The following is an 18,125-nucleotide window of genomic DNA, read 5'->3' as shown; positions in this document are numbered from 1 at the left end:
TATCCCGGTCGTCGTATCGTCACCGAATGGCGGGACGACTGCCGGCCGGGTCTCGTCCCTGGTTGAGCACAAGTGGCGAGGACGAGCCCGCCGATGAGTCCCAGGGGCTCGCAAACAGCGTCAAGGGCGATGAAGCGCACGGGCCCACGTCGGGCAGTCGCAATGGGTCCGCGTCGCCATGTCAGACCGCCCAGCAGGAGCACCCGAACGCGCCCCAGAAGCCCTTTGCGTCGGACGTCGGTAGCGCACTCGCCCATGCACTCGCGTGCGCGTGCTGGTGAACGTTGCACGCGTTCGCGCAACCGCACATCGCAGCGGCGGCCGCCCGTTGCAGCGGCGCGCCGGCGCGCTGCGTCGCGCCCCAGCCGCCATAGCCGCCGAACTCGCGCACGGGCGACCAGTCGGGCATCGCCGGCGGGATCGGCGCGTCGTGCGACGCGAACGGCCCCGCCCCCCACACGATCTTTCCGCCCACGACCGTGAGCAAAGCCGTCGTGCCGGCGATGTCGTCCTCGGCACACCCGAAGAAATCGCGATCCGGGACCACCAGGTCGGCCAGCTGCCCCACCGCGATGCGCCCTTTCTTGCCCTCTTCGTTCGAGAACCACGTCACGTACTCGGTCCACATGCGCAGTGCCGTCTCCCGATCGAGCAGGTTGCGCTGCGGGTACATCCGCAGGCCGCCGACCGTCTTGCCGGTGACGAGCCATGCAAGCGACACCCACGGGTTGTACGACGCGACGCGGGTCGCGTCGGTGCCGGCCGAGACCTTGAGCCCCTTGCCGAGCATCTTCGCCACCGGTGGCGTGGCCTCCGCGGCTTGCGCGCCGTAGCGCTCGACGAAATATTCGCCCTGGTACGCCATCCGGTGCTGCACCGCGATGCCGCCGCCGAGCGCGGCGATGCGGTCCATCGAGCGTTCCGAGATCGTTTCCGCGTGATCGAAGAACCAGTTCAGTCCGTCGAGCGGGATGTCCTGATTCACCTTTTCGAACACGTCGAGCGCGCGGCTGATGGTCTCGTCATAGGTCGCGTGCATGCGCCACGGCCAACGGTTTTCCGCGAGCACGCGAACGACGCCCTCGAGATCATCCTCCATCTGGTCGGGCAGGTCCGGACGTGCCACCCGGAAGTCCTCGAAGTCGGCCGCGGAAAACGCCAGCATCTCGCCGGCGCCGTTATTGCGGAAATAGTCGGTGCCGTCGTGGTACTTGACGCTCTTCGTCCAGTTCACGAAGTCTTCCTTCTCCGCGTTCGGCTTCTGCGTGAACAGGTTGTAGGCGATCCGGATCGTCATCTCGCCCGAGTCGTGCAGCTTGCGGATCACCTCGTAGTCGTCGGGATAATTCTGCGAGCCGCCGCCCGCGTCGATCACGCCCGTCACGCCGAGCCGGTTCAGCTCGCGCATGAAATGGCGCGTCGAATTGTACTGATACTCGAACGGCAGCTTCGGGCCCCTTGCGAGCGTCGCGTAAAGGATCGTCGCGTTCGGGTTCGCAAGCAGCAGGCCGGTCGGGTTGCCGGCGGCATCGCGAACGATGGTCCCGCCCGGCGGCTCCGGCGTGTCCTTCGTGTAGCCGACCACCCGCAGCGCGGCCGCGTTCAGCAACGCGCGATCGTACAGGTGCAGGATGAAAACCGGCGTGTCCGGCGCGGCGGCATTGAGTTCGTCGATCGTCGGGAGCCGTTTCTCCACGAACTGATGCTCGGTGAAACCGCCGACCACGCGGACCCACTGCGGCGCGGGCGTCACGGCCACCTGGCGCTTGAGCATGTCCATCGCGACCGTGAGCGACGGCACGCCGTCCCAACGCAGTTCCATGTTGTAGTTCAGCCCACCGCGAATCACGTGGCAGTGGTTGTCGATCAGACCCGGCAGTACGCCACGGCCGCCGAGATCGACCACCTTCGTCGCGCGGCCCGCGAGCGGCATCACGTCCGCGTCGCTGCCGACGGCGACGAAGCGGCCGGCGGCAATCGCGACCGCCGTCGCGACGGGGTTCGCGCGGTCGAGCGTCGTGAATCTGCCGTTATGCAGGATCAGATCCGGTTGGGTCACGGTTGCGGTCATATGCATCACCTCTTGTTGATCAGAAGCCAAGCAGCTGTTTCACGGTGGGCAACGCTTGCACGCCAATCAGCATGCCGAGCAACCCGACCAGCGCAATCAGCGGCGGTGCGGGAGAGCGAACCTTGATCGCGCTGTAAATCACGCCGATCAAGAGGCCCGCACCAAGGGAAACCAGATAAGGTTCCATGCGATAAATCTCCCGGAAATTTCGAATGCGGCGGCCGTGGTCCGATCAGCCTGCCGCGGGCGGCATGCGTGTTTCGGTCCCGTCCGCCGCCCGCGCAAGGGAGCCAATGCGGCGCGTTCGCCTCGAACCCGCCGCACCGGCATCAGCGATCGCGGGCCGTCCGCGCTTACTTCGCCGGAACGGGCGCGATCGACTCGTGCGGCGTCGCGGTGCGCGGCGCGGCCTTGTGGACCATCGTGTACGCGTAGTCGACGCCCATCCCGTACGCGCCCGAATGCTCCTTCGCGATCGCCATCACGGCGTCGTACGTCTCGCGGTGCGCCCAGTCGCGCTGCCACTCGAGCAGCACCTGCTGCCACGTGACCGGCACGACGCCCGCCTGCACCATGCGCTGCATCGCGAAGTCGTGCGCGGCCTGCGTGGTGCCGCCCGACGCGTCGGCGACCATGTAGATTTCGTAGTCGCCTTCGAGCATCGCGCACAGCGCGAACGTCGTGTTGCAGACTTCGGTCCACAGACCGGACACGATCACCTTCTTGCGGCCGTTCGCGGCCAGTGCGTCGCGCACCTTCTGGTCGTCCCACGAATTCATCGACGTGCGTTCGAGCGTCTTCTGGTTCGGGAACACGTCGAGCAGCTCCGGATACGTGTGACCGGAGAAGCTGTCGCTTTCGACCGTCGTGATCGTGGTCGGGATGTTGAAGACCTTCGCGGCCTTCGCGAGCCCGACGACGTTGTTCTTCAGCGTCTGGCGATCGATCGACTGCACGCCGAATGCCATCTGCGGCTGCTGGTCGATGAAGATCAGTTGGCTGTTGTGCGGGGTAAGTACTTCAAGCTTCGGGTTGCTCATGGCGGTGATGTCCTTTGACGCAGGGAGAAATAAGGCTCGCCGGGCCGACGAATCCGCGACGCGTCGAATACGCTGGGGCGGACGACTCGGCAGCCGGCCTGCGTCATTCAACAGGCTTATTTGCGACCGCACCAATTAATAGTTCTGATTCTCGCGGCCTTTATAAATCCAGACTGAAAAGATCTGAATTTCATTGAATACACTCACAACGAGCATGCAGAACTGATAGGCTGATCCACGACTTTAGGATCGACGCCATATTGGTAGTTATCCATATTTTTTACTGCCGTCACGTCATTTCAAACCTATGAAACCGTACTCTGCTTCGCTGTTCGCCGGCATCCTCGCCGGCATCGTTTATGCGCTGATCGGCGTGCAATCGCCGGCGCCGCCCGCCGTCGCCCTGGTGGGCCTGCTCGGCATTCTGGCCGGCGAACAGATTCTTCCGCTCGCGCGACGCGTGTTCAGCGGAATCCGGCTGGGAACCGCATGGCGCGACGCGAAGTGCAGCCAGCACATGTTCGGTGCGCTGCCCGGCGCCCATGCAACTGACGCTGCCGCGAAGCGCCGCGAATCGACACCGCTGTGATCGGAAAATTCGAGCGCATGCGACCAGGACGGTCGAGGCGCTCGCGTGTGTTTCGAGATGTTCGTCAATCGCCTGCGTGAACGGCGTCTGCGCGCCGGTCGTTGGCGACCTGCCCGTGCGTGGCGTCGTTCGGTCACGCGCGCGCCGCCCTGACAGAAGCGGCGGCGCGCGCCGCGTCACCAACCGAACTTCGCTTCCACGCCGACATAGTCGGCATTACGCGCGCCCAGCGCGCGAATCGAATCGGCGAGCTGGAAGTGCACCGCCTCGACCGCCAGGGCCGTGTTCGCATTGACGAGCCAGTCCACGCGAGCCTGCGCGTACATCCCTGTCCACGCACCGCCCTTGCCCGCCGTGCCCGGCACGGCCGACATGCCCTGCCCATAGATCGCATCGGCGGTCGTCTGCCGCCACTGGAAGCCGACGGCGGTGAGCACCGTGACCGTGCTCGCCGGTTTGAACGTCAGCGAAGGCTTCACGTGGATCAGGTTGCTGTATCCCGTATAACCGGCGAGCGTGAAGTAATAACCGTTCGGAAACATCGGGTTGAACGTGCCCACGCGCCGGTCGCCCGGGTGAGCATCGCCCGACGCGCCGTCGACCTGGATCCCGATGCGCGGCGTGCCGGCCGTCTTCGCGAACGTATAGCCGCCCAACGCGCCGAACGCCCACGCGCCCACCGTGTCCTGCCCGACGCGGCCCGTCTGCAGCATCGCCTCGACGTCCCAGTCGAGCCCGTCGGCCTTGCCCGCATAGCGCATGTCGAACACGTCGCGCCGCTCGGTGCCCGACGCATCCGGAAAGCGCGCGTTGTCGCGCGTGTAGCGCGACCAGTACGCGGACAGGTTGCCGGGCCCCGTGCCGTTGCGCTCGACGCGCACGCCGTCGAATCGCAGGTGCCGGTTCGACACGTCGTCGAACGCGGCGGCGTCGCGATACTGCACCGGGCGCGTCACGTAGCCGATCAGCCGCCACTTGCCGATTTCGTAATCGGCCCACAGCGCGTCGAACGCCTGCCGCACGTTCGGGCCGTCGCGCACCGACACGAAGCGTTGCAAGTCGAACGCCATCTCCTGCCGGCCGACCCGCGTCTTCAACGTGCCGGGGCCGATCTGGTCGACATACGCGACGAACGCCTGCTCGATGTCGAGCTGGTCCTTGTCGACCGGGCCGACCGTATTCTTGCCGAACGGCCGCGCATCGACGAACTGCACGAACGCCTGCAGATGGCTGCGATAGCGCAGGTCCGCGTGCACGTTCGTGCGCTGGATCAGGTAGTTGTCGTCGTGCGCGGAGCCGAGGCCGAACAGCGGCGCGTTGTTCAGCTCGAAGCGCTCGCGCAGGTTCGCGCCGAGCGACAGGTAGGTCGACGGGTCGTCGCCGAGCGGCACGTATTTCAGCGCGTCGAACGGCTTGCGCGGCACGCAAGGGTTCGCGAGCACCGACCAGTCCTCCTGCCAGCGGTTGAACAGCACGGTCGGACGCTTCGCGGTGCACGCCACGGCGGCGCTCGCTGCCGCCGGCGCCTGCGGCTGAGCGGCGGGTGCTGCTGCGGCTGCTGCGGCCGCCGCATCGGCACCGGCCGCCGTCCCGGCATGCAGCGCGACGCCGCCGGCCAGCACGACGCCCGGCAGCGCGCCGCGCCACGATGGTTTGATCGGCCGGCGCACCGTTATTTCGACCGTGCGTGGATTTCGGCGACGTAGCCGCCCGGGAACTGCACGAGCGCCGCGTCGCGGCCGTCCGACGTGAACGGCGGCACGAGCACGGTCACGCCCGCGGCTTCCGCCTGCTTCAGCGTCGTGGCCAGGTCGGCGACTTCATAGCCGGTCATTTCGCGCCCGAACGGGAAAGGCAGATGGCCGTCCGTCGCGAGCACCGTCATCTTGCCGAAGCCCGATTCGATACGAATGCGGCGGTACGTGTCGTTCGGCCGGCCGATCTCGATGCCCGGCGCCTTGCGCACGTCCGACACGATCTTGCCGTGCGAGAACGCGGCGAAGTCGTGCGCGAGCTTGCTCGCGCGTTCCGGCGACACGTACACGCGGTTTTCCGGCACCGTCTGCAGAGGGTCGTAATTCGGCGCCTGCGTGTGCCAGTACAGCTGCATGTTCACGCCGCCCGGCCAGCGGATGATCGCGTCGCGCCCGATCGGATCGGGGAACGTCGCGACGACCACGTCCGCGCCATGCGCGCGCGCCGATTTCACGGCCACGTCCATGTCGGTCACCAGATAGCCGGTGCGCTCCTCGCAGAACGGATACGGGATCGGTGTCTTGAAGCCGAACACCGAGATGGTGCCGACCGGCGTGAGCACCAGTTGCGACATCGTCTGGCTCGGCGTCGGCGTGACCTGGAACACGCCCTGCTTCGACTTCTTGCCGCCGAACGTCGCGACGAAGCTGTCGGTGAAGCGGTCGAAGTCTTCCGGCGCGACGCACACGTGCGTCGTGTCGTACTGCGGGCCGACCGCGACCGCCGGGAAGCGCGCGGCGGCCGGCTGGCGCGCCGTGTCGTCCAGATGCGTTTCGTCGGCATGCGACGGGGCGGCCGCCAGCAACGCGGCGAGCAGCGCCGTCGACGCAGTCGTCATGCGCAGCACATGGCGCAGGTTCAGTGAAATCATCGGGTTCTCCTTGAAGGTGGCGCGCAGCGGCACGCCGCGCGCGAAAACGGGTTCAGCGCGAGGCGGGCAGCTCGGCCAAGCGTGCGGATCGATACGTGAGAAAGCCCAGCACCGCGAGCGGCAGCGCGAGCGCCCAGAACGCGGCATACAGGTACGCCGTCGCGCCGGCGCCCGCGCCGAGCGCGAAACCGGCCACCGGCGGCAGCGTGCGCTGCAGCCGCGCGCGGGCGGCGTCCCGTTCGGCCGGCGCGGCGATCGGCACGAGCCAGTCGAAGGCATCGATGACGGCCTGCGTGACGTTGCCGGTCATCACCGTGTTGGCGACCACCGCGCGCGCGGTCAGCCGGCCATGCGCGTTCTGCACGCCCATCGCCGCCGCGCCGAGCAGCCCGCAGACGATCGTCGCGGGCGCGTCGGCGCTGCCGATCGGCGACGCCGCGATCCCCGCGAACATGAAGCCGGCGAGCAGGATCGCCTGCAACGCGTACAGCGAACCGGCCCGCGCGCCGTGACCGCGCACGCGCATCCGGTGGTCGAGCAGGCGGGCGGCCACGATCCCGCCGATGAAGGCCGGAAACGCGAGCCATTTGATCAGCAGCCCCTGCCCGACCCCGGCCAGGCCCGAGCCGATCAGGATGAAGTTGCCGGTCACGTGGGCGGTAAAGAGGCCGAACAGCGCGACGAAGCCGAGCGTGTCGACATAGCCTGCGATCGACGCGAGAAAGACGTCCTCGCCGGGCAGGCGATCGGGCGCGACCGCGCCGGCGGCCGTTACTTGTCCAGGTTGCATGTCGTGGTTTCCATGGTTTTGCCGGCGCAGTCCGCGCCCTGAACCTGCGCGGCCGGCCCATGCGGCGGTTCGGTAGCAAGACTAGGGGACGTGCGCCTGAAAGTCATGGCGGCGAACTGAATTTTTCTGAAGCAACGCCGGCGACGGAAGCGCAGCGCAACGCGCGAATCGAACGGGGCTGGAGCCTGCGCGAGCTTCTTCCCTCTCGGCGTGCGCAAGCGGGTATGCGGAGTGGCGGTGCCCGACGATCCCGACGCCGAAATCGAACGGCAGGTCGACGCGTTCCTGAACGGCACGCCGGCCGCACTGCAACGCGTGGCCTCCCGCTCCTCCGCCACCCCCGCCAAACGCCCGCCGCGGCTGAGCGGCGGCGCACGCGTCACGCTGTCGCGCTGTCACGCAGGCCGCTTCAGAACGATTCAAACGCTGCGTCCGTTGCTTGCCCTATGCTCGGCCATCATCGGGAGACATCGGATGGAACACGGATCGGGCCGCAAGGCCGTCATCGTCGGCGGGTCGATCGGCGAGTCGGTCGGCGCGCGGTTCGCCGCGACCGCCCTGCGCGCAACCGGCTGGGACGCCAGCATATTCGAGCAATCACCGCACGACCTGGACAGCCGCGGCGGCCGGTGTCGCGAAAGCGGCGGACGATGCGTTCGGCCTCGCACAAGCGCTGCGTGACGTCGGCCAAGGCCGCGGGTTCGACGCCGCGCTGGCGGGCTGGGACGCCCGTCAGCGCGCCGCGGGTGCGGTGATCGCCGCGCGCGGCATCGCGCTGGGCGCCCGCCGGATGGGTGCAGCTTGAACGTGGGCCGGCCGCGTGTCGGCGGGCCGGCGCAGCGCCTCGCTCGACGGATCGAGCGCGCGCAGCACGCTGGCGCGCCCGCCATCGTCGTCGGGCAGTTGCGGCTGGCCGCGCGCGGCGGCCGGCGCGCCCTGCGCCGCGCACCACGCGGCGAGCGCCAGGGCCGCCACGCGTGCCGATACCGTGGCCCGCTTCATTGCGCGCTCGCCGTCGAGACGGGCGCCGCCGCGGGCGTTCCCACGCCCGCCGTCGCGGTGCGCGGCTCGCCGTGCGCGATCGCATACAGCTCGCGATTGCGCGCGATCGTCTGCGCGCTCGGCGGATAGTCCCAGTTCGACGTCGGCAGCGTGCCGTCGCGCTCCGCCTGAATCAGGTCGGCGACCACGTCGGCGCGGGTGAGCGCAGGGTCGGCGGTTTGCGCGAATGCGGCGATGGGTGCGCTCAGTGCGCAGGAAAGCAGGACTGCACGAATCAGGTCGTTCATGACGTTCACCTCTCGAGATGGCGTGTTCGCGTCCGCAGATCAGGCCGGACATCCGCTCCGCATCGATGCGATGAGGAGTGGTGTCCATTCTGCGATTCGCGCGCTTTCCGGAAGGTGAGGCTTCGATTACGGTCTTGTCATCGGGTCGCGGCCCGGCCGCACGGCCGTGTCGGTCAGCGCGCAACCGTTTCCGGGTGCCGCACGCTGCCGAGAAACCGCGTCAATTCAACCGTCTGCGGACGCTCGAAAATCTCGTCGGCCGTCCCGCTCTCCCACACGCGGCCCTGGTGCATGAACACGATCCTGTCGCTCACCGCACGCGCGAAGTTCATCTCGTGGGTGACCATGATCAGCGTCATGTCCTCGCGCGCGAGTTGCTCGATCACGCCCAGCACCTCGCCGACGAGCTCGGGATCGAGCGCCGACGTGATTTCGTCGCACAGCAGCACGCTCGGCTTCATCGCGAGCGCACGCGCGATCGCGACGCGCTGCTGCTGGCCGCCCGACAGGTGTTCCGGAAACGCGTCGAACTTGTCGCCGAGGCCGACGCGCTCGAGCATCAGCTCCGCGATCGCGCGCGCCTGCTGGCGGTGCGCCTTCTTCACCACCGACTGCGCGAGCATCACGTTCTGTCCGGCGCTCAGGTGCGGAAACAGGTTGTATTGCTGGAACACCATGCCGACCTTCAGCCGCAGCGCACGCAAGTCCGCATGCCGTGCATCGACGCGTTCGCCGTCGACCGAGATCGTGCCCGCGTCGATGCTCTCGAGCCCGTTGAGCGTGCGCAGCAGCGTGCTCTTGCCCGAGCCGCTGCGGCCGATGATCGACACGACCTGCCCGCGCTCGACGGACAGGTCGATGCCCTTGAGCACATGATGGGTGCCGAAGTTCTTTTCGAGACCCCGGGTTTCAACGAGCGGCATGCCATCTCCTTTGCAACGTGCGCGCATAACGGGTAAGCGGATAGCAGAGCGCGAAATAGATCAGCGCGACGAGGCCATACACGACGAACGGCCGGAACGTCGCGTTCGAGATCGCGATACCGACCTTCGTCAGCTCGGTGAAGCCGATGATCGACACGAGCGCCGTATCCTTCACCGCCTGCACGCCGAAGCCGACCGTCGGCGCGATCGCGATGCGCGCGGCCTGCGGCAGGATCACGTGACGCAACTGCTCGACATAACTCATCGCCAGGCTGGCCGACGCCTCCCACTGCCCTTTCGGCACCGCCTCGACGCAGCCGCGCCAGATCTCCGCCAGATAGGCGCTGGTGAAGAACGTGAGCCCCGCCGTGGCCGCGACCCACGGCGGCACGTCGAGCCCGGCGAGCGGCAGGCCGAAGAACACGATGAACAGTTGCATCAGCAACGGCGTGCCCTGGAACACTTCGATATAGAGCTTCGCGATGCCGCGCAGCGCCGTCGAATTCGACACGCGCATCACGAGCAGCCCGAGGCCGACGAGGCCGCCGGATACGAACGACACGATCGACAGCACGATCGTCCAGCGCGCGGCCAGCAGCAGGTTCGCGAGAATCTGCCCGAACGTGAAATCGGTCATCGCGCACCTCGCACGCGGCGGGAGAACAGGCGGCGGCCCATCGCGCCGAGCGTGGCGCGCATCAGCAGCGCCATCGCCAGATACGCGAGCGTGATCACGAAGTACGTCTCGAATGCACGGAAATTGCGCGACTGGATGTAGCCGGCCGCATAGGTCAGATCGGCCACCGAGATCTGCGACACGACCGCCGAACCCAGCATCGTGATCACGATCTGGCTCGACAGCGCGGGAAACACCTTGGCGAGCGCCTGCGGCAGCACGACGTGGCGCAGCATCTGCGCGCGCGACATCGCCAGCGCGGACGCCGCCTCCAGATGCCCTTTCGGCACGGCGGCCACGCCCGCGCGCACGATCTCGACCGAGTACGCGCCGAGGTTGAGCGTCATCGCGAGGATCGCGGCCGCGTACTCGTCGATGTGCACGCCGAGCGCCGGCAAGCCGAAGAAGATGAAGAACAGCTGGACGACGAACGGCGTATTGCGAATCGCCTCGACGTACGCGCCGATCAGCGGGCGCAACCGCACGGCCGCGCGCGCGTCGGCGCTGTACGCGGCCGCGCCGAGCACGCCGACGGCTACGCCCAGCACGGTCGCGACCGCCGTCAGCGCGAGCGTGATCGCCGCGCCGCTCGCGAACACGCCGGCGTAATCGGCGAGTTCGCCGAATTGAAGCTGGTAGCTCATGGGAAACGGATGAATTCGGGTTCGGACAACGACACGCGCCGTGCCGGGCATCCCGGCCGCGGCGACGTGTCAGGCTGCACTGCGATACGTCACAGCCCGGCCGGCAGCGGCTGGCCGAGCCACTTGCGCGACAGCTCGCCGAGCGAGCCGTCCTGCTTCGCATGCGCGATCGCATCGTCGATCTTCGCGAGCAGGCGCGGTTCGTTCTTGTTGACGCCGACGAAGCACGGCGAATTCTTGATCACGAACTTGACCTCGGGGCGGCGCGGCGGATTCTTCGCGAGAATCGCCGCCGCGACGATGTTGCCGGCCGCGATCAGTTGCACCTGCCCCGACAGGAACGCCTGGATCGTCGCGTTGTTGTCCTCGAAGCGCTTGATCGTCGCGTTCGGCGCGAGCTGCGACAGCGCGATCTCCTCGAGCGCGCCGCGCGTCGCGCCGACCGTCTTGCCGGTGAGGTCGGCGGGCGCGCTCACCTTCACGTCGGACGGCCCGAACACGCCCTGGAAATACGGCGCGTACGCGCTCGAGAAATCGATGACCTTCTCGCGCTCCGGGGTCTTGCCGAGCGACGAAATCACCATGTCGACCTTGTTGGTCGTCAGGTACGGAATCCGGTTCGCGCTGTTCACGGGCACCAGCTTCAACTTGACGCCGAGCGCCTTGGCGAGGAGGCCTGCCATGTCGATGTCGTAGCCCTGCGGCTGCATGTCCGTGCCGACCGAACCGAACGGCGGATAGTCCTCGGGCACCGCGACGCGCAGCGTGCCGTTTTTCGCGATGGTGTCGAGCGCATCGGCGTGGGCCGGCGCGGCGGCGAACAGCGCGATCACGGGGGCGGCGAGCAGCGCAGCCAGCCAGGTGCGTCGGGGGAACGGTCGGGTCGTCGGGCTCACGGTGAATCTTCCTTGTCTGGTATGTCGTCGGGCAGCGCGCAACGATTGCGCGGCCGACACCATTCCAGCAAAAACCGGGCCATCGCCGTGAAACGCTTGCCGCACCGGCGCCAGACGGAAATTTCGATGCGCCGGATTCCTCATTTCGGTGCATGAGCCGGCGCCATCGGTAACGGTTGCCCCCGCAGCGCGCGCCGGCGCACCAAATTACCTATCCGGTTCACCCGGCGCCGACACCCTATGCATGGATTCGAACAGGCCCAGTCCAAATTTGCATTCCGTTTGTGACCGGAATTACGGCTGACTACGTTCGCGACGTACCGTGCCTTTCGTCACGTTCGACGAACCGCCATCAGGACGGGCGCGCGCGATTGCGCGCGCCGGACCTCCGGTACCGGTGGTCCCGATCGTCCGCGACCGGGACGAATCCCATCCCCTCCCTGCGCGAGGAACCCGTCATGGCATCGATTCCCGACCCGTCGACAACCGGCGAAACCGACAAACGCAGCTGGCTCGAATCGCACGAAGCCGGCTATCACAAGACCCTCGGCAATCGACAGGTGCAGATGATCGCGATCGGCGGGGCGATCGGCACCGGGCTGTTTCTCGGCGCCGGCGCCCGGCTGCAGGCCGCCGGCCCCGCGCTCGCGATCGTCTATCTCGTCTGCGGCGCGTTTTCGTTCCTGATCCTGCGCGCGCTCGGCGAGCTCGTGATGCATCGCCCGAGCAGCGGCAGCTTCGTGTCGTACGCGCGCGAATTCCTCGGCGAGAAGGCGTCGTTCGTCGCAGGCTGGATGTACTTCCTGAACTGGGCGATGACCGGCATCGTCGACATCACCGCCGTCGCGCTCTACATGCATTACTGGGCGCCGTTCGCGGCCGTGCCGCAGTGGATCTTCGCGCTCGTCGCGCTGTGCATCGTCGCGACGATGAACCTGATCGGCGTGAAATGGTTCGCTGAAATGGAGTTCTGGTTCGCGCTGGTCAAGGTCGCCGCGATCGTGCTGTTTCTCGTGATCGGCGCGGCGATCCTCGGCACGGGCATGCCGGTGGCCGGCCATGGCACCGGCCTGCATCTGATCACCGACAACGGCGGGTTCTTTCCGCACGGACTGATGCCGGCGCTGGTGCTGGTGCAGGGCGTGGTGTTCGCGTTCGCGGGCGTCGAACTGGTCGGCACGGCCGCCGGCGAATGCAAGGATGCGCGCAAGGTGCTGCCGCGCGCGATCAACAACGTGATCTGGCGCATCGCGATTTTCTACGTCGCATCGGTCGTTCTGCTGGTCTGCCTGCTGCCGTGGAGTGCGTACAAGGCGGGCCAGAGCCCGTTCGTCACGTTCTTCGGCGCGCTCGGCGTGCCGGGCATCGGCTCCGTGATGAACCTGGTGGTGCTCACGGCCGCGCTGTCGAGCCTCAACTCCGGCCTGTATTCGACGGGGCGCGTGTTGCGTTCGCTGTCGATGGGCGGCTCGGCCCCCGCGTTCCTCGCGCGGATGAGCGGGCAATCCGTCCCGTACGCGGGCATTCTGGTGACGGTCGCGATCTATGTGGTCGGCGTGCTGCTCAACTATCTGGTGCCGTCGAGCGTGTTCGAGATCGTGCTGAACATCGCGTCGCTCGGCATCATCAGCACATGGGGCTTCATCGTCGTGTGCCAGATGAAGTTCCGCGCCGCGGTCAGGCGCGGCGACGTGGAGGACGTATCGTTCAGGATGCCCGGCGCACCCGTGACGTCGTGGCTCACGCTGCTGTTCCTGCTCGGCGTGCTGGTGTTGATGGCATTCGACTATCCGAACGGGACCTGGACGATCGCCTCGATCCCGCTGGTCGCGCTGCTGCTCGTGGCCGGCTGGAAATGGCTGAGCCGTCGCGCGCGCCGCGCGTTGCTGAAGCCGACGATTCCGTCGATCGCGCTCACGCAGAACGTGCTCGAGAAAGGCGACGACTGACTCGCTACGGCATGCATGCCGTCCGTTGAAGGCACCGCCGTCGAGCCGCGGACGGCGGTCGCCAACCATGCTCAGTGATGGTCGTACAGTTGGCGCTCGTCGAGCGACGCGAGCGATTGCGCATCAGTGCGCTTTGCGGCGACGCTCGGTGCGGCGGCCGATTGCGCTTGCTGCACGGCGACCTTCTCCTCGGCGGCCTGGATGTCCTCGGGATAGTTCGGATCGTTACTGATCGGCCGATAACCGGCCTGTTCGACGCGGACGAGATCGGCGCGCACGTCGGCCCGTGTGAGCGCATGGTCGGTGGTTTGCGCCAATGCGACGATCGGTGCGCTCAGTGCGCAGGAAAGCAGGACTGCACGAATCAGGTTGTTCATGATGTTCACCTCTCAATGATGGCGTGTTCGCGTCCGCGGATCAGGCCGGACATCCGCTCCCCATCGATGTGATGAAGAGTTGGATTCATTCTGCGATTCGCGCGCTTTCCTGAAGGTGAGGCTTCGATTACGGTTTTGTTATCTGAGCGCTCGCGTCCGTCGTGGGCGGACCGACCCGGTTCGCCGCACGCGGCGCGGGCCCTCAACGCGACGCGCATGCCAGTCGAGCATCGCGTTCATGCGGGCGCGTCGAGCGGCCGTACTTCCGGAATCATCGCGGCCTGGCCGTGCACGACTCCGTCCGCGTCCATGAGCTGCCACACGGTCGCGCGCTCGATCCAGAACCGCTTGCCGGACTTCGTCACGCGCACGCCGCGGTATTCGGCCACGAAGCCATCGCGCATCACCTTGTCGAGAAACACCTGGCGCTCGTGTCGTTCCATCGGCTCCGCCGACAGACGGGACGGCAACGCCGTCAGTTCATCCCAGTCGTATTCGAAAATCGCCTGCGCGCGCCGGTTGCCGTACACGAACACCGGATCGGCCGACGTGTCATGCGCCAGGATGCCGAACGGCGCCGCCTCGTAAAGCCACGCGGCGCCGTCGGAGGCGCTCATGCCGTCGGGCACGAGCGGCCGGTTCACGAGCCGGCGATACGAGTCGGCAAGAAGGAGGAAGAAGTTTGCATCGGTGCGCAACGACATCGGTCTGGCTCCTGAAATCGGCGAGATACGCGAATGAGCGAAGGTTTGCCGCCGGACATTATGGATGAAGCGGCGCCCCGCCGTCGGCGGCGCGTGTTTGGCCAGCCCGCATCGCGCCGCGCGGCCCGCCGCACGGCCGCTGCCGTCGTGCCGGCGCAGATAACGGTTTCGTAATCTTCGAGTCAGGGTCGGGTCAACGCCGCGCCGGCAGACTGCGTGCTCGTCGCATCGAATGCGCGTCCATTCCCCGCTTCGAGGAGCACCATCATGTGGATCGTCCGGCTGGCGTTACGCAGGCCCTACACGTTCGTCGTACTCGCGCTGCTGATCTTCATCGCGGGGCCGCTCGCGCTGCTGCGCACCCCCACCGACATCTTCCCGAACATCGACATTCCGGTCGTCAGCATCGTCTGGTCATACAACGGCTTCTCCGCCGAAGACATGGCCAAGCGCATCACGTCGAACTACGAACGCGCGCTCACGTCGGACGTCGACGACATCGAGCACATCGAATCGCAATCGCTGAACGGCGTGTCGGTCGTGAAGATCTTCTTCCACCCGGGCGCCGACATCAATCGCGCGATCGCGGAAGCCTCGAGCAACGCCGCGTCGATCCTGCGCATCCTGCCACCCGGCACGCTGCCGCCGAACATCATCACGTACAACGCGTCGACGGTGCCGATCCTGCAGCTCGGGCTGTCGAGCAACACGCTCGCCGAGCAGCAGCTGTACGACCTCGGCAACAGCTTCATCCGCACGCAGCTCGCGACCGTCCAGGGCGCGGCCGTGCCGCTGCCGTTCGGCGGCAAGATCCGCCAGATCGTCGTCGATCTCGACACGCGTGCGCTGCAGGCGAAGGGCCTCGCGCCGATCGACGTGGTGAACGCGATCAACGCGCAGAACCTGATCCTGCCCGGCGGCACCGCGAAGATCGGCACGCACGAGTACGACGTGCAGATGAACGGCAGCACGCAGACGGTGGCCGCGCTGAACGACCTGCCGGTGAAGACGATCGGCGGCACGGTCGTCTATGTGCGCGACGTCGCTCACGTGCGCGACGGCTACGCGCCGCAGACCAACATCGTGCGCGTGGACGGCAAACGCGCGGCGCTGCTGACCGTCGAGAAAACGGGCAGCGCGTCGACGCTGACGATCATCGACCAGGTGAAGGCGATGCTGCCGAAGATCGCGGCCGGGCTGCCGAAGGCGCTGCACATTTCGCCGCTCGACGACCAGTCGGTATTCGTGAAGGCGGCGGTCCAGGGTGTCGTGCGCGAAGCGCTGATCGCCGCCTGCCTGACCGCGCTGATGATCCTGCTGTTCCTCGGCAGCTGGCGCGCGACGCTGATCATCGCGATCACGATCCCGCTCGCGGTGCTCACGTCGCTGCTCGCACTCGCCGTGCTCGGCCAGACCATCAACATCATGACGCTCGGCGGGCTCGCGCTCGCGGTCGGGATCCTGGTGGACGACGCGACCGTCGCCATCGAGAACATCACGCATCATCTCGAGCTCGGCGCGCCGCTCGAGGAAGCCATTCTGACCGGCGCGGGCGAGATCGCGGTGCCGACCTTCGTGTCGACGCTGTCGATCTGCATCGTGTTCGTGCCGATGTTCCTGCTCACCGGCGTCGCACGCTACCTGTTCGTGCCGCTGGCCGAAGCGGTGATCTTCGCGATGATCGCGTCGTACTTCTTCTCGCGCACGCTGGTGCCGACGCTCGCGATGGCGCTGATGCGCGCAAAGGGCCACGGCCGGCCGCCGCGCGGCGTGTTCGCCCGCCTCGCGCGCTTCCAGGCCGCGTTCGAACATCGCTTCGAGGCCGTTCGGCTGCGCTATCGCGCGCTGCTCGCCGCGGCGATCGCCCGGCGCCGCCGCTTCGCGGCCGCGTTCCTGCTCGCCTGCGTCGCATCGACCGGCCTGTTCGCGTTCGCCGGCCAGGACTTCTTTCCGTCGGTCGATACCGGCGAGATCCGCCTGCACCTGCGCGCGCCGACCGGCACGCGGATCGAGGAAACCGCACGGCTGACCGACGAAGTCGAAGCGAAGATCCGCAACGTGATTCCGACGACCGAACTCGCAGGCGTGCTCGACAACATCGGCGTGCCGGTGAGCGGGATCAACCTCACGTACGACGCGTCCGACCCGATCGGCACCGGGGACGCCGACGTGCTGATCACGCTGAAGCCGAACCATGCGTCCACGGCCGCGTACGTCGCGAAGCTGCGCAACGTGCTCGCGCAGTCGTTCCCCGGCGTGACGTTCGCGTTCCTGCCGGCCGACATCGTCAGCCAGATCCTCAATTTCGGGCTGCCCGCGCCGATCGACATCCAGATCGTCGGCAACCAGCTCGACCCGAACCGCGCGGTCGCGAACGCGCTGCTCGCGAAGCTGCGCGGCGTGCGCGGCCTCGTCGACGCGCGCATCCAGCAACCCGGCGACGAACCGGCGATCGACGTGAACGTCGACCGCACCAAGGCGATCCTGGCCGGGCTGCAGCAGCGCGACGTCGCGCAGAACCTGTTGATCGCGCTGTCCGGCAGCTCGCAGACCACGCCGAACTTCTGGCTCGATCCGCGCAACGGCGTCAGCTACCCGGTGCTCGTGCAGACGCCGCAATACACGGTGAATTCGCTGCAGGCGCTCGCGAACGTGCCGCTGCCCGCCGGCACCGCCCGCGCGCCGCAGACGCCGGCCGGCGGCCCGGCGGCCGGCGCACCCGCGCAGAACCTGCTCGGCACGCTCGGCAGCTTCTCGCGCACGACGCAGCAGGCGGTCGTGTCGCACTACAACGTGCAGCCGGTGCTCGACCTCTTCGCGTCGGTGCAGGGGCGCGACCTCGGCGGCGTCACCGCCGACGTGACGACACTCGTCGACGCAGCCCGCGCGCAACTGCCGCCCGGCTCGTCGATCGTGCTGCGCGGCCAGGTGCAGGCGATGCACGAATCGTTCGCGGGCCTGCTCGGCGGCCTCGTGCTCGCGGTCGCGCTCGTCTACCTGCTGATGGTCGTCAATTTCCAGTCGTGGCTCGACCCGCTCGTGATCGTCGGCGGCCTGCCCGCGTCGCTCGCCGGCATCGCGTGGATGCTGTTCGTCACGCGCACGACGCTGTCCGTGCCTGCGCTGACGGGCACGATCCTCTGCATCGGCATCGCGACCGCGAACAGCATCCTCGTCGTAAACACGGCGCGCGAACTGCTCGCCGGCGGCGCGCCGCCGTGGCAGGCCGCGCTGGACGCCGGGTTCAACCGCTTCCGCCCGGTGCTGATGACCGCGCTCGCGATGCTGATCGGGATGCTGCCGATGGCGCTCGGCCTCGGCGACGGCGGCGAGCAGAACGCGCCGCTCGGCCGCGCGGTGATCGGCGGGCTCGCGTTCGGCACGGTGTCGACGCTGCTGTTCGTGCCGGTCGTGTTCGGCTTCGTCCACGCATGGCTCGACCGGCGTCGCGAGGCCGCGGCCGCACGACGCGCGCAGCCCACCTCCGATACGCCGGCGCTCGGCTGATCGCGCCGCCGCCCTTTCATCCGATTCGTCCAACCTCGAGCCCC

General features: G+C 67.5%; 18 protein-coding genes. 4 read left to right on the top strand and 14 right to left on the bottom strand.

Annotated features, from left to right (window positions below):
* Positions 1-181: 181 nt before the first annotated feature.
* The 3 genes from CFB43_RS34260 to CFB43_RS34250 all read right to left on the bottom strand — a co-directional run bounded on the left by CFB43_RS34260 (position 182) and on the right by CFB43_RS34250 (position 3,111).
* Positions 182-2,071: an amidohydrolase gene (locus CFB43_RS34260; RefSeq protein WP_089498546.1), complete on the bottom strand. Its 1,890-nt coding sequence runs from the start codon at positions 2,069-2,071 to the stop codon at positions 182-184.
* A 19-nt stretch (positions 2,072-2,090) separates the two neighbouring features.
* On the bottom strand, positions 2,091-2,258 hold the full coding sequence (locus tag CFB43_RS34255; protein WP_039362659.1) for a DUF1427 family protein: 168 nt from the start codon (positions 2,256-2,258) through the stop codon (positions 2,091-2,093).
* Between the two features lie 166 nt (positions 2,259-2,424).
* The gene (locus tag CFB43_RS34250; RefSeq protein WP_046546706.1) at positions 2,425-3,111 is read right to left on the bottom strand and encodes a hydrolase; all 687 of its coding nucleotides are present in this window, start codon (positions 3,109-3,111) and stop codon (positions 2,425-2,427) included.
* Between the two features lie 307 nt (positions 3,112-3,418).
* Here CFB43_RS34250 and CFB43_RS34245 point away from each other — a divergent pair, with 307 nt between their 5' ends.
* Positions 3,419-3,700 carry a XapX domain-containing protein gene (locus CFB43_RS34245; RefSeq protein ID WP_089498545.1) on the top strand — a complete coding sequence of 94 codons (282 nt, stop codon included), beginning with the start codon at positions 3,419-3,421 and terminating at the stop codon, positions 3,698-3,700.
* Between the two features lie 176 nt (positions 3,701-3,876).
* On the opposite strand, the gene CFB43_RS34240 is transcribed toward CFB43_RS34245, so the two are convergent.
* The 3 genes from CFB43_RS34240 to CFB43_RS34230 are packed head-to-tail and all read right to left on the bottom strand — an operon-like array spanning position 3,877 to position 7,116.
* Positions 3,877-5,358, bottom strand: coding sequence for an alginate export family protein (locus CFB43_RS34240; protein WP_089499050.1), 1,482 nt, complete (start codon positions 5,356-5,358; stop codon positions 3,877-3,879).
* 14 nt (positions 5,359-5,372) lie between these two features.
* Positions 5,373-6,326, bottom strand: coding sequence for a glyoxalase (locus CFB43_RS34235; protein ID WP_089498544.1), 954 nt, complete (start codon positions 6,324-6,326; stop codon positions 5,373-5,375).
* A gap of 52 nt (positions 6,327-6,378) precedes the next feature.
* Positions 6,379-7,116 carry a YoaK family protein gene (locus tag CFB43_RS34230; protein ID WP_089498543.1) on the bottom strand — a complete coding sequence of 246 codons (738 nt, stop codon included), beginning with the start codon at positions 7,114-7,116 and terminating at the stop codon, positions 6,379-6,381.
* Positions 7,117-7,353: 237 nt separating this feature from the next.
* On the opposite strand from CFB43_RS34230, the gene CFB43_RS38640 reads away from it, so the two are divergent.
* Positions 7,354-7,797, top strand: a complete 444-nt coding sequence (locus CFB43_RS38640; protein ID WP_179254968.1) for a hypothetical protein — start codon at positions 7,354-7,356, stop codon at positions 7,795-7,797.
* Positions 7,798-7,848: 51 nt separating this feature from the next.
* Here the strand turns inward: CFB43_RS38640 and CFB43_RS34215 are convergent, their stop codons facing one another.
* The 6 genes from CFB43_RS34215 to CFB43_RS34190 all read right to left on the bottom strand — a co-directional run bounded on the left by CFB43_RS34215 (position 7,849) and on the right by CFB43_RS34190 (position 11,544).
* Positions 7,849-8,118: a hypothetical protein gene (locus CFB43_RS34215; RefSeq protein ID WP_089498542.1), complete on the bottom strand. Its 270-nt coding sequence runs from the start codon at positions 8,116-8,118 to the stop codon at positions 7,849-7,851.
* Positions 8,115-8,405, bottom strand: coding sequence for a DUF4148 domain-containing protein (locus CFB43_RS34210; protein ID WP_089498541.1), 291 nt, complete (start codon positions 8,403-8,405; stop codon positions 8,115-8,117). Before CFB43_RS34210 ends, CFB43_RS34215 begins: the two co-directional genes overlap by 4 nt.
* 173 nt (positions 8,406-8,578) lie before the next feature.
* Complete coding sequence (locus CFB43_RS34205; protein ID WP_089498540.1) at positions 8,579-9,328, bottom strand: amino acid ABC transporter ATP-binding protein; 750 nt, start codon at positions 9,326-9,328, stop codon at positions 8,579-8,581.
* Positions 9,315-9,965: an amino acid ABC transporter permease gene (locus CFB43_RS34200; RefSeq protein WP_089498539.1), complete on the bottom strand. Its 651-nt coding sequence runs from the start codon at positions 9,963-9,965 to the stop codon at positions 9,315-9,317. Before CFB43_RS34200 ends, CFB43_RS34205 begins: the two co-directional genes overlap by 14 nt.
* Positions 9,962-10,648, bottom strand: a complete 687-nt coding sequence (locus tag CFB43_RS34195; RefSeq protein WP_089498538.1) for an amino acid ABC transporter permease — start codon at positions 10,646-10,648, stop codon at positions 9,962-9,964. The genes CFB43_RS34200 and CFB43_RS34195 overlap by 4 nt, the downstream gene beginning before the upstream one ends.
* An 89-nt stretch (positions 10,649-10,737) precedes the next feature.
* Entirely contained in the window at positions 10,738-11,544 is an 807-nt protein-coding gene (locus CFB43_RS34190) for a transporter substrate-binding domain-containing protein (protein ID WP_046546696.1), read from the bottom strand.
* A 458-nt stretch (positions 11,545-12,002) separates the two neighbouring features.
* Between CFB43_RS34190 and ansP the strand changes: the two genes are divergently transcribed.
* Complete coding sequence (gene ansP / locus CFB43_RS34185) at positions 12,003-13,493, top strand: L-asparagine permease (RefSeq protein ID WP_089498537.1); 1,491 nt, start codon at positions 12,003-12,005, stop codon at positions 13,491-13,493.
* Between the two features lie 71 nt (positions 13,494-13,564).
* Here ansP and CFB43_RS34180 read toward each other — a convergent pair whose 3' ends face one another.
* Both CFB43_RS34180 and CFB43_RS34175 read right to left on the bottom strand, forming a co-directional pair.
* Positions 13,565-13,870, bottom strand: a complete 306-nt coding sequence (locus CFB43_RS34180; protein WP_089499049.1) for a DUF4148 domain-containing protein — start codon at positions 13,868-13,870, stop codon at positions 13,565-13,567.
* Between the two features lie 236 nt (positions 13,871-14,106).
* A complete protein-coding gene (locus CFB43_RS34175) occupies positions 14,107-14,574 on the bottom strand; it encodes an MEKHLA domain-containing protein (RefSeq protein WP_089498536.1) in 468 nt (155 codons plus the stop codon).
* Positions 14,575-14,841: 267 nt separating this feature from the next.
* On the opposite strand from CFB43_RS34175, the gene CFB43_RS34170 reads away from it, so the two are divergent.
* Complete coding sequence (locus CFB43_RS34170) at positions 14,842-18,081, top strand: efflux RND transporter permease subunit (RefSeq protein ID WP_089498535.1); 3,240 nt, start codon at positions 14,842-14,844, stop codon at positions 18,079-18,081.
* Positions 18,082-18,125: the final 44 nt, after the last annotated feature.

This window comes from Burkholderia sp. AU15512 (assembly GCF_002223325.1).
GTDB lineage: Bacteria > Pseudomonadota > Gammaproteobacteria > Burkholderiales > Burkholderiaceae > Burkholderia.
Note: the sequence above shows the minus strand (reverse complement) of the source record. Positions and strands in the feature narration are given on the sequence as shown.